A 12304-nucleotide genomic window follows, 5' to 3' on the forward strand; every position below is an offset into this window, starting at 1 on the left:
CTGTTCTAGGCGTCCCATCCATCACATCGCTCCGCACACGCCCGCTGACAGTGCGATTAGGGGAGACTGGGGGAGAAGGCGGACCCCCGAGATTCCCCCCGAGGTGTACGCGATGCAGGAAGTCCCAAGCTGGGCGGCGCGGCTACGCGCCGAACGACGCGAGCGGCTATGGACGCAACGGGACATGGCCAAGCAGCTCGCTGAGGCAGCCGACGCCCGTACGCGTGACCGCCTGCCTGAACGGGAATCCCTGGTCCGCATGATCAAGGACTGGGAAGCAGGCAGGCACCAGCCGAAAGATCCCTACCGCGTCCTGTACTCACGCGTGTTCGCCGTCGATGAGTCGGAGCTGTTTGCCGATCGTCAGGCATCTCACGGACGGGCGCCCGCTGATGTGCTCAAGGATCTGCTGAGCCGGACGGAACCACTCGCCCCGCCCGTCAACCGCGGAGGCCGGCGGCTGGGCGGCAGCACGGTTGAGGATCTGTCGGCGCGAGTCCATGGCTTGCGACTGGCTGACGACGTGATCGCGGGCAAGGATCTGATCCGACCTGCGTTCCGGGAACTGGACGCGGCTGTACGCGTCTATCGCTGCAACACCTACACCGAAGATGTGGGCCGCTCACTGCTGGCGGCCATTGGCGAGTTCGCCCAGATCGCGGGATGGGTGGCCAGCGACGCGGGGGAGCATCAGCAGGCAGCCGATACTTACCGGCTCGGCATAAGCGCTGCGCACGAAGCCGCAGACCACACGCTGGAGTCGAACCTCATCGGATCGCTTGCCTACCAGGTGACCAACGTCGGAGAGCCGCACGAAGGTGTCGAGCTTGCCCGCGCTGCCGTGGAGACTGCCGGCCCGCATGCCCCCGCACGAGCACGAGCGCTGTCCTGGGATCGCCTGGCATGGGCGCACGCCCGCGCCGGCCACGCGCAAGAAGCGATGCGCGCTCTCGGTGAAGCTGCATCGGCTCTGAACGACCACGGCGAAGAGGACGAGCCGGGCTACCTCTACTGGGTGGATTCGAACGAGCTTCAAATAATGGAGGCGCGTGTCTATACCGAGTTGCGCCGCCCGCTTCGTGCCGTCCCGCTGTTGACCGAAGTCCTGGGACGGTATGACGCCACGCATACCCGAGAGCTTGCGCTGTATCTGTCCTGGCTTGCGGTAGCGCTTGCGGATGCAAATGAGCCAGAAGAAGCGGCCCGCGCAGCACGGCGAGTGCTCGACCTGTCGGCAGACGTGGCGAGCGATCGTACAGCCCAGCGTGTACGTGTCATGCTCGCGCGCTTGGAGCAATACCGCGATACGGCCCAAGTGCGGGACCTTCTCGTCAACCATCAGCCCAGCGCGCCGTTTGCCCGTGGCGCTGGTGATATTGACTAGGCAGAAACTACATTTCTGAAGCTTAGAAAAGTCCAGCGAAATCAATGCTCGCCGATGTGATTCCGGCTAACGTCGAGAGGAATGCAAACCAAAATAAAAGGGAATCGGATCGGCTTTTCTCCATGCTAACACGCAGGGGTGGCGGCAATTCGTGAAATGCCATCACTGGCTCGCTCGTCCGCCGAGAGTCCTGTTCCCCCTCTTTGATCTTCTGAATTATTGGCCGTCTATCAAGGCCGAATCTAGCTAGCATCTTCGCCCATGTGTGTGATCGTGCGCTGCCGCATCCGAAGAGGACTCCGGTGGTCGGATTAGGGCAGCGCCGATTCTTTGCCGTAATGACCCCGCATCGTGTACGCACTTTGAAGGCGGCCAGCCAGAGCGGCATGGCTACGACAAAGGAGGCTCCCCAGGTAAGTGTTAGCCAATCCTTTTGAGTGAATGAATAAACGGCTAATACTATGCCCCCAATCCAAGCGACCGTAGCGGAGATCGCCCACTGTTTTTGAGTGCCGCCACGGCCCAACGCGTATCCCCATCGCTCTTATGTGCAGTACGGCTAATTCGGACACCTCACTCTCTTATATAACAAGGTGTGGTATGGATCTAGGTGTGCCCGAGTACTACAGTGATGTAATTCATGCGCCAATCAATTGCGGTTTACTCGAAATTTCATTCGATCGGATGCTGTTCTGTACCGTGGCGACTTTCGGTTGAAGTGGAGAAGTCATCAGCTCGTTATGAAATAATGAGGCTGAAGGGGCTGTGTTGAATAGCTGGGGCCGGCGGTTCGCTTATCCCGAGGCTCTGACGAGGCCGGAGAGTCACGCCGGGATGCTCATGAGCACCTTGCACGCATTCTCTGTGGGTGACTAATTGGGTGACAACGGCCACGGACGCCCGCAGATCGAGGCGGACGTCCGCGGATGATTGAGCCAGGTCAGAGCCGGTTTCGAGCCACGTGGGCGATCCCGCTCAGGTGTTTCACACCGAAGAAGTCACTGGTTCGATCCCAGTATCGCCCACCATGTTGTCGCAGTTCAGAGGCCGGATCCTGCTTACGGGGGTCCGGCTTTTTGATCGTCTGACCCCGATCTGACCCCCGGATCGACCGTCACTCGCTGTCTCGGGCCGTCAGTGATCCGCCTTCGCCGGCACGTGGTTGTGCGGGATCGGCCCATCGTGGTGTTCGATCGGAACCGTGAACGCGCCGAAGGTGATTCGGCTTTTAGATTGGTCGGACCGCTGTCCCAGGGAGTGGCGAGGCAGACGAACAGCACATATGACCCATCGGGATGATCATGCACATCCATGGCGAGGTCGGGCATGGTGATCGAACGGTCGCACCGTGCGATAGATCGGCGACTATCCTCTGAAATCCTGACGTATGGCTGCTCATACGGATAGGTGTCCAATGGATCAGCCAGTGCCCGCTTCAGTGGTCGCGGGCAGTATGACAACCGAGCCGCCTGCCTGTGGCGCTGGTACTCGAGGCGATGCGGGTGCGTCTTCGACGCGGTCCCGCTGAAGCGCGTTCATCCGCCGGGCGCGGCCTCGCCCGCCCGCACCAGGCCCTGCTCGTAGGCGAAGACCACGGCGGCCACGCGGTCGCGCAGTCCGGCCTTGGCCAGCACCCTGGACAGGTGCGTCTTCACGGTGGCCTCGGACAGGTGGAGAGCCGCGGCGATCTCCGCGTTGGACCGGCCGCGCCCGACGTGCGCGAGGACCTCGCATTCGCGGTCGGTGAGGCGCTCCAGGGCGGTCCCGCCGCCGGGTGGGACGCTCAGGAAGCGCTCAATCAGCCGCCGTGTGACCGCCGGGGCGAGCAGCGCCTGCCCGGCGGCGACGGTCCTGACCGCCTCGGCGAGCTGTCCCGGCGGCGCGTCCTTCAGCAGGAAACCGCCCGCCCCCCCGCGCAGCGCGTCGTAGACGTACTCGTCGAGGTCGAAGGTGGTGAGCACCAGTACGGCGGGGCCGCCGCCCGGCGTGTCACGGATCCGCCTGGTGGCCTCGATGCCGTCGAGCCTGGGCATCCGGATGTCCATCAGTACCAGATCGGGGCGCAGCCGCCTGGCCTGCGCCACCGCCTCGACGCCGTCGGAGGCGGTCCCGGTCACCTCGATGTCGGGCTGGACGCCGAGCATGGCCGACAGTCCCGACAGGGCCAGGGCGTGGTCGTCGGCGATCAGTACACGGATCACGTGGGCTCCACGGGAAGTCGGATGCGTACGGCGTAGCCGCCGTCGGTGATGGGACCCGCGTGCAGGGCTCCGCCGTACAGGCGGGCCCGCTCACGCATCCCGAGCAGGCCGTGGCCGCCACCGGCCGCAGGGGACTGTGCGGCGCCGGGCCCGTTGACGACCTCCAGCCCGAGTTCGGCGCCTCCGTAGACGACCCGGACCTCGGTGTCGGCCGCGCCCGCGTGCCGCAGGACGTTGGTAAGCGCTTCCTGGACGATCCTGAATGCGGCCAGTTCCAGTCCGGCGGGCAACGCGGGGCGCTCTCCCTGCTCGACCAGTCGTACCGGCAGCCCGCCTGCCCTCGCCTGCTCGACCAGTTCGGGCAGCCTGTCCAGGGTGGGCTGCGGGGCGAGCCGGTCGTCGCCGTCGTCGCGCAGGGCCTCCAGCACGTGGCGCATCTCCGCCAGAGCCTCGCGTGCCGTACCGGCCACGGCGTCCATGTGGTCGCGGGCCCGTTCCGGGTCGAGCCCGCTCAGCTCCCGCGCCGCCCCGGCGTTCACCGCGATGATCGACAGCGAGTGGGCGACGACGTCGTGCAGTTCGCGTGCGATCCGCAGCCGCTCGGCCGCCACCGCCTCCCTGGCCTGCTCACGCGTCCGCTCCTCGGATGCGCGCAGCTGGATGTCACGGCGGCGCAGCAGCCTGCCCGCCGTCCACGCGCCGGTGACGAAGAAGAACAGGATCAGGAGGGATCCCACGTCAGGCCAGGGGCCGTAGAACCGCAGTGCCGTCGCCCCGGTCATACCGCCGACCGCTAAGGGCCACGCCAGGGCCGCCACCGGCAGGGACCGGATGTGTAGCGCGGCCGAGAATGTGGACACGAGGATCGTGGGGAAGGGCGCGACGGTCGCCGGCGGCCCGGTGGTGATCGCCGCCCAGACCAGCAGCGCGGCCACCGCGACCCCCAGCACAACCACCGGCGCGTGCCGTCTGAACATCAGCGGCAGGGTCACCACTAGGGCGAAGGTGATTCCGGCACACAGCGGGTCCGGGCGCGCCACCAGCGCCTCGGCCACGGCCCAGACCGCCAGCAGTCCGGCGAGCGCGAGGTCCGACCTGGACGGGCTCGGCACGCGTGCGAGCCGGGCTAGGAGGTCCACAGCTAGACCGTACGTCGCCGCGGGCGGTCGGGCATCAGTCCGTGGCGGTAGCCGGGTCAGCCATCCGCGGTAGGAGGTCGCGCCTTCCGGCGGACGCGCCGCGATCTGCCCCTTTCTTACCGTTACAGCGTGATCTCAAATGAAACAGCGCCCCGCAGGCGCACCGCAGCGGGCTGGTCGGCGATGGCCGGCGGCCTGATCATGGCCGGCCTCGGCGTATCGCAGGCCGTGCAGCCCTTCGACACCAACCCCTTAGTGCTGGGTCTGGAACATCTCACCCTCGGGCTGTTGGCGGTCTCGCTGATCCTGCTCGTCCCCGGACTGATCGCGCTGGCCCGCCACGGGGGCAGGGCCGCCCTCGTCGGGGCCGCAACCGTCTCCGTCGGCCACGTCCTGCTGGCGTTCGGCGCCACATCGTCCAACCTGCACGGCAAGGACTACCCGTGGTTCGTCTTCGTCGCCATTCCCGCGAACCTGGCCATGCTCGCCGGGGGGATCGTGATGGCGGTATCGCTGTGGCGGACGGGCCACGTGCCCCGGCTCGTCACCGCGATCCTGCCGCTGCTGTGGCTCTTCGAGATAATCCTCAGCCAACTCGGCGGCAGTCTGGTCGCCGGCGTCTACTGGCTGGTGGTGGGCCGCATGTTCGTCGCGGGTACGGCGGACCGCCGCCTCGCCGCCACAGGCTGACGGAGGATCAGGTACGAGGGCTTTACGGAAGGTACTGCGATATCGGCGAATTCGATATCGCGGAATCCGAACCGATGCCATTCGAGTGGTCGGCGCTGCTCGCCCTGCAGCGGGCCACCCACGCCACTCTGCAGACGCTCGCCGCGGAACTCGTCGACCTGGATCTGACCCCCTCCGAGATCAACGCCTTGGCCGACGGCCGCGGGCGGACGGCGTCCGAACTGGGCATGGCCGTGGGCACCCGCCCCACCACGCTGACCAGCGTGCCGGACCGGCTGGAACGCCGCGGCCACATCACCCGCGACGTTCGGCCCGGGGGACCGCCGTGCGGTGCTCATCGAGCTCACCTCCTCCGGCCGGCTGACCGCCACCACGATCCGGCAGGCCGTCACCGACCGCCGCGCGCTCGGCGGCCTGCCCGCCGACGCGATCGCGGGCCTGCGCGCCGCCCTGCACGCCCTGACGGAGGCCTCCTCATGAACTCCCGCCCTCCGGCGACACAGGCCGATGACTTTGAGGCGTTGATCGGGGTCGAGGAACGCAGGGACAGCCATTATCGGCGAGATGGATCATGGTGCGGATGGTCCCCGCGACCTGCGGAAACACTGAAGATGGTGTTATCGCGCCGGACTATCCCGCATGTTCGGGCCGAAAAGCTGGCTCAACACTGTTGGTCGTGCACCACCCTGACCTGCTCGAACAGTCCGTACCGCTAATGACTAGGCGTCCGAGCCGTTCCGGCAGGGACCTTGGCGAGCTTTGCCGCGTTACACGGAAGGATCTCTGACCGGTTCGTGGTCGAGGTGCCAACCCTCCCGGCATTGCGCCATCCGTAGTTGTCCCCACGTCCTCTCTGACCGGCTGTGGGAGCTGTGCTCCCGGCCGGGGGTGAGCCTGGCGACGTCGTACTACTCCGATGACCCCGTCGAGCACGACACCGTCACCGGTCTGCTGATGGTGTTGTCCTTTTTCGTTTCGCTGAGCTGGGGCGGGGAGGCGTGGGGCAGTCTGTGCTCTCGTTCACTGACGCCAACTTTCAAGGCGGGCGGGTAGACCTGCGGGATTCCGTGTGGCACATCCGCCCGAGGGGACTGCCCGACGAGGCGCCTGGCCTGTACCTCCCGCGCCCGAAAGCAGATCCCTTGCCAGGTTCAACGGGCAGCTGATCAGTCCAGACGGGGCGATCCGGCGGTAGCGTGCGGTACACGAACACCGACCAGGCGGAGGGGGCGCTGGTGCCGGATCCGGAGCAGCAGTGGGCGAGGCAGCTGTAGGAGGCCGTGGCCGCCCTGCAGGAGGGCATTGCGGAGGCGGGGCGCATCGTTGCTGCGCAAGGCGCGACGTTCTGGGCGTACAGGGGTGACCTGGCTCGCGGGACAGGTAGGTGACGAACGCCTGATCATTCTGCTCCCGAGCGACTCTCCACAGCCCCACGTGCACCGCACCTCATGTCGATTCCAAACTGCACCAACATTTCGATGCTCACACTGACCTATTAGTGCAGCCCGGCCGCGGGGGTCGGCCCCTCCGATCGATGCGATCGATGAGATCGTCCGCACTCTCCACGTGGATGTGAGTAACGCCGCTGACGTAGACCGTTTTCGCTGCTGACGCGTTGCCGGATGTGCTCCGCCATGATCGCCTCGCCGGGGGAGTAGCCGGTTCCGGCGAACCGCCAGTGGCCGAGTACGAGGGTGGTCGCGTCGCCGAGTACGAGGGTGGTCGCGTCGCCGAGGGCGGGAAGGCCGTGACGCTGACGAGCATCCGCCGCGCGGTGGTGGGCCCTGCCCTGACGGATGTCGCCAAGTGTGGTGGAGAAGCGGCGGCTCTTGGTGGAGAAATGGCCGCGGAAGCCGAGCATATGAGCCCATGGCCGCAGGCGTAAGTCCACGAACTCAGGGCGTGCGCCCAACTCCCAGCAGGTGCGGATCATCCGCCGGGCGTGCTCGGTGACGGGCAGCGCGTCGAGGTGAAGGCCCGCCAGCCCGACGAGGAATCGCTCGGGCTCCTTGCTCTGACGCAGGCCGAAGACAGCGGCCGGGGCGGCAGGTTCGGCAGGCGGCCGAGGGAGGGCGGCAGGAGCTGGTGCAGGGCCGCGAAGCCGATCTCCGTCTCCGATTCGATGCCCGCGACCCGCACCACCCGGGCGCCGCGCGCCTCCCGCACGGCGTGGTCAAGGAGCGCCGTCTTCCCGATCCCCGCCTGGCCCCTGAGTACGAGGACGCCGCCGGCACCTTCACGGGCGGCCGTGAGCAGGCCCTCCAACTGCGCGCGTTCTTCCTCACGACCCAGGAGCAAGGCTGCCTTGAACAGGTCGGGTGCTCATGGGCGGACGTCCGCTCCTTTCGAAGGACCAGGCTGCGTGGCCGGACCAGTCTCCCGAGCGGGGTCCGCAGCGGTATCCGAAGGATGACTGCACCCCGGCCACGCACCCTTCCCCTGCCGTACTACAGTCCAATTTGTCCCGTCCTCAGACCCGAACGGAAACCCCAGCCAGCATGCTCGAACGCACGTCGTCGCTGCTCATCGGCCGGGATGCCGAGCTGGAACGGCTCGTCGGCCTGCTCGACTCGCCATCGAGCCAGGCACTGGCGCTCCTCGGCGAAGCAGGCATCGGCAAGACCAGCCTCCTGTCGCGGTTCGTCGAACAGGCCCGGGAGAAGAAGGTCAACGTCCTGTCGGTCGTGGGCGACCAGTCCGAGACCCATCTCGCGTTCGCCGGACTCCACCAACTGCTGGGCCCGATCCTCAGTTCGGCCGGCTCTCCCGTGGCCGACCTGACGCCACCTCATCGGAACGCTCTGCTGGCCGCCTTCGGCCTGGCACAGGAGTTCACGGCTCCCGACCGCCTGCTGATCGGCATAGCGACCGTGACGTTGCTCATCAAGGTCGCGGAGCGGTCCCCGCTGCTCCTCGTCGTCGACGACACCCAGTGGCTCGACTACAACTCGCGTGACGTTCTCGCCTTCGTCGGAAGACGCCTGAGGAACGAGCGGATCGTGATGGTGGTGAGCACCCGGGAACAGACGCCGCCATCGCCGTTCGGCCACGACGTCGCCCATTTGCGGCTGGAGCCGCTCACCGAGACAGACGCCAACCGGTTGCTCGACGCGCAGACGCACCCCCCTCGCGGCCTGGCTCGGTCGACCGTCCTGGCCCAGGCGCAGGGCAACCCGATGGCCTTGGTAGAGCTGACCAGGGCGATCGCGACGGACAGGACATGGGGCGGTTACCGGCTGGAAGACCCGCTTCCGCTGAGTGAGCGCCTGGAGCGTCTGTTCTCGGAGCGGGTGAGCGCCCTGCCGCAGGCCTGCCGTACCGCCTTGTTGTTCGCCGCGGCGGCGGGCCCGTCCGAGCTGTCGGAGGCGGGCAGCGCCGGCCTTCCCGGCCTGGAGGCGCAGATCTGGCAACCCGCCGAGAACGCCGGCCTGATCACGGTGAGCGGCGCCGGAGTGGCCTTCTCACACCCTCTGGTGCGCTCGGCCGTCTACCACGCGGCGTCGTTCGCCGATCGCGCGGACGCCCATCGCCGGCTGGCCGGCGTCCTGACACGGCAGCCGGATCGCCGGGCCTGGCATCTGGCGAAGGCGACGCTCCATCCCGACGAGAGTGTGGCGTTGCTCCTGGAGGAGACCGCGGCGGAGGCTCTGCGACGCGGCGGCTGTGTGTCCGCCGCCCTCGCCATGGAACGGGCGGCGGAGCTCAGCCCGGACCCTGAGGGCCGGGCACGACGGCTCGTCATCGCGGCCGACTACGCCACCACCACGGGGCAGGCCACATGGGTGCGTGACCTCGCGACCCGGGCATCGGCCGCCACGTCCGACCCGACGTTGCGGGCGCAGGCGAACCGGGCGATCGGGTGGGCGCTTGCCTGGACCAAACATCAGGCCGAGGCGCTCAGAACGCTCGTCACGCTCGGCGAGGAGACGGCGGCGTGGGCCCCGCTCATAGCCTGGAGCACCCTGGGGCCGGCGGCGTCCGTCGCCTACCACTTGGGAGCGCCTGCCGGACGGACCGCGGTGCGTCAGGTGGTGGACCGGCTTTCCCCGCGGGAGGCCGCGATCCACCCCGGCGCCCCGGACTGGGCGGACGCCGTCCGGCTGTTCACGCACACGGCGACCAGCCCCTACCAGGGACGGGCGGCGGCCTTGGCCGACATTCGCCGGATCACCGAACGCGGGCTCGACATCCTCGGCCTGTCGACGGCAGGCCCGGCCGCCTGGGTGCTCGACGAGTCGGATCTGGCGGTGCGCATTCTCCGGGTGGCGCGCGAGAGGCTCCGCAAACCCGGCATCCAGGGTGCCAGCGGCGCCATGGTGATAGGGCTCTCGGAGGCGCGCGAGAGGCTCCACAAATCCGGCGTCCAGGGTGCCAGCGGCGCCATGATGATGGGGCTCGCCTGGGCCTGCCTCGACACCGCCCGATGGGACGAGGCGCTGGACGCGTGTGCGGAGGCGTCCGAACTGGCCGCGGCCTACGGGATGGAGATCGTCACCGCGGGGATCAGCCTCACCGCCGCCACGCTGGCGGCCCTTCGCGGCGACACGCTCCGCGCGCGCGACCTCGTCGCCACGGCGGTCGCCGCCGTGGACCCGGGCGACGTCCCGTTCATCGCGGCGCGAGAACGCCGGGTGACGGGGCTGATCGCGCTGGTCGAGGGACGCTTCGAGGCGGCCTGCACCATCCTCCGCCAGGTGCTCGGCGACGACGGCGTCCCGCTCCACTACCACGCCTCATATTTCGCGCTCGTGGACTTCGCCTCCGCCGCGGTCCGTACGGACCAAGTCGACGAGTGCAGAGCGATCGTGGAGCACGCGGTGAGCCAGGTGGACGGGGACATGTCGCCACGTCTCGAGCAGTTGGTCGCGCACGCGCGCGCGTTGTTGTCCGGGCGCGACCAGGCCGAAGAGCACTACACCCGCGCGCTCGCCGACCCAGCGGGTGAGCAGTGGCCCTTCGAACGAGCTTCCCTGCGGCTGGACTACGCCGAATGGCTGCGGCGACGGCGGCGGATCAACGAGGCCAAACCTCTGCTGATCTCAGCCGTGGAGGTGTTCCGGCGCATCGGAGCGAAGCCGTACGTACAACGGGCCGAAACCGAGCTCCGCGCCTCCGGAGTCACCCTCCCCGGAACCGCCGCGTCAGACGGCCTGGCGCAGCTCACCCCGCAACAACGCGAGATCGTCCGCCTCGCCGCCCAGGGACTGACCAACCGCGAGATCGCCGAACGGCTCAGCCTCTCGCCCCGAACTGTCGGCTCCCACCTCTACCGGTCCTTCCCCCTCCTCGGAGTCACCGCCCGCCATCAAATCCGGGACGTCCTTGGCTCCGGCGCCGGGTAACCGCCTCAGAGGAGCTGGATCACGCCGAGGGTGGGACGACGGCGACGGGAAGATGCGGTCCGAAGGGTGTGCGGGGCGCCTTAATGGACCGCGAGCTGCAACAACTGCAGTGCGGTGGCGGCTGGGGTCGGCATCGCCGTGGTTCCCGCGGTTGCGGCCGCCCGTTGGCAGCGTGCCTACGACCTGCGGGCCGTGGACCTGACGAATTCCTGGGCGAAGCGCAATCTGCTGCTGTGCAGCTAAGGCTGATCCGGGCTCTACGAAGCCGCAGCAGCGCTCGCCGCACACCTCAAAACGCCGTGATCGCGTTCACGCTCGCGACTCAACGGATATCGAGGCGAACACGAGCTGAAGGCCCGGGGGAAGGTCCCTTCCCCCGCTGTCTCTATCTCGGCCTGGATCCACCGCCTTGCAATTCCAGTGATCGTTTCGGTTCCGATTTCCCGACGAGGACTGTAAAGCCTGCTCATGTGCTGTTTTCGGGCGGAGGAGGGCTGCCGTGCGCGGGTCACGACCTGCTCGCGGTCCGAAGCCTGTCCCTGGTGGATACAGAGGCGGCCGTCGGTGGTCTGTCCGCCCTGGTCGGGCGGTTCCGCCGAAATTAGTCAAACGCATCCATCCGTTCTAAGGCCACAGCAGCCGACTTCCTAGGGGTCAAGGGGTTGCAGCTCAGAAGCAGAGCTTGTGCAGCATCGGTGCCAACGATTTCATGCTGCTGTGGTCGAAGGTTGGGCAGACGCAGTAGACGCGGCGGAGGGTCGCGGTGACTGGGGTGAAGCGATCTTGGCGATCACCCCTGTTGCTGAGTGTGACAGCAGCGACTACGTCCGAAGTGATGCGCATCTGTGGCACATGGATCTCCTGGCCAAGGCGGGTCGCCTTGATGAGCTGACTACGCGGGCCGGAACTGATCGACATGCGCGACGGCGGCTCGATCGCCTGCTGTACGAAGAAGGCCTTGATAACGATCTAAGGTGTCGCGCCCAAACCGGCGATAAGTATGCGCTGTACCTTCTCGTGCGTCTCCTACGCCGCAAAGGAGAACAAGCCGCTGCTGTGCAGACGGTAGCCGAGATCGATGAGCGGGACGCCTACGCGTTGGAGCCGGCACATGAGCCCCTCGACCGACATCGTCTACCGCAAGCGCCGCCTGGATAGCCGGCCACTAAGCTTTCCGCCGCCGTGGAATCGGGCGCCGAGGTCTGAGTGACGAAGTGAGTGACAACCGCGGCGGACGGCCCCGAGCGTTGGCGGACTCTCACGGATGTTTGCGCACGTGGTCGGCACTATGTCCTCTTAACAGATGCGTGTTCTGGTTGCTTCACACCGAAGAGGTCACTGGTTCCATCCCAGTATCGCCCACCACGTTTCCGCAGTTCAGAGACCGGATCCCGCTAGCGTGGGTCCGGTCTTTCTTCGTCTGGACCGTGGTTGGGCCGTGGGACCAGACGTCACCCACCGCCCTGGACCGTCACTGAGCCGCTCGCTCTGGCAGCTGATCGCGCCAGGATTGCTTACCGCTGTGTTCGATCAGACCGATCAGACTGT

Annotated in this window: 8 protein-coding genes; 4 read left to right on the plus strand and 4 right to left on the minus strand. The window is 67.3% G+C overall.

Going from position 1 to position 12304, the window contains the following annotated elements:
• Positions 1–112: 112 nt before the first annotated feature.
• Positions 113–1384 (plus strand): NsdA family TPR-like regulatory protein, encoded by a 1272-nt coding sequence (locus Pth03_RS39905; protein ID WP_505874728.1) that lies wholly within the window; start codon positions 113–115, stop codon positions 1382–1384.
• Between the two features lie 1535 nt (positions 1385–2919).
• On the opposite strand, the gene Pth03_RS39910 is transcribed toward Pth03_RS39905, so the two are convergent.
• On the minus strand, positions 2920–3585 hold the full coding sequence (locus Pth03_RS39910) for a response regulator (protein WP_203949719.1): 666 nt from the start codon (positions 3583–3585) through the stop codon (positions 2920–2922).
• Positions 3582–4724 (minus strand): sensor histidine kinase, encoded by a 1143-nt coding sequence (locus tag Pth03_RS39915; protein ID WP_203949720.1) that lies wholly within the window; start codon positions 4722–4724, stop codon positions 3582–3584. The genes Pth03_RS39910 and Pth03_RS39915 overlap by 4 nt, the downstream gene beginning before the upstream one ends.
• A 129-nt stretch (positions 4725–4853) precedes the next feature.
• Between Pth03_RS39915 and Pth03_RS39920 the strand changes: the two genes are divergently transcribed.
• The gene (locus tag Pth03_RS39920) at positions 4854–5414 is read left to right on the plus strand and encodes a hypothetical protein (RefSeq protein WP_203949721.1); all 561 of its coding nucleotides are present in this window, start codon (positions 4854–4856) and stop codon (positions 5412–5414) included.
• 330 nt (positions 5415–5744) lie between these two features.
• On the plus strand, positions 5745–5894 hold the full coding sequence (locus Pth03_RS39925; RefSeq protein ID WP_203949722.1) for a hypothetical protein: 150 nt from the start codon (positions 5745–5747) through the stop codon (positions 5892–5894).
• 1015 nt (positions 5895–6909) lie between these two features.
• Here Pth03_RS39925 and Pth03_RS39930 read toward each other — a convergent pair.
• Positions 6910–7347: a replication initiator gene (locus Pth03_RS39930; protein ID WP_203949723.1), complete on the minus strand. Its 438-nt coding sequence runs from the start codon at positions 7345–7347 to the stop codon at positions 6910–6912.
• Positions 7344–7712, minus strand: a complete 369-nt coding sequence (locus Pth03_RS39935; RefSeq protein WP_203949724.1) for an AAA family ATPase — start codon at positions 7710–7712, stop codon at positions 7344–7346. The genes Pth03_RS39930 and Pth03_RS39935 overlap by 4 nt, the downstream gene beginning before the upstream one ends.
• A 200-nt stretch (positions 7713–7912) precedes the next feature.
• On the opposite strand from Pth03_RS39935, the gene Pth03_RS39940 reads away from it, so the two are divergent.
• Positions 7913–10756: a helix-turn-helix transcriptional regulator gene (locus Pth03_RS39940; protein WP_203949725.1), complete on the plus strand. Its 2844-nt coding sequence runs from the start codon at positions 7913–7915 to the stop codon at positions 10754–10756.
• Positions 10757–12304: the final 1548 nt, after the last annotated feature.

This window comes from Planotetraspora thailandica (genome assembly GCF_016863335.1).
Taxonomy (GTDB): domain Bacteria; phylum Actinomycetota; class Actinomycetes; order Streptosporangiales; family Streptosporangiaceae; genus Planotetraspora; species Planotetraspora thailandica.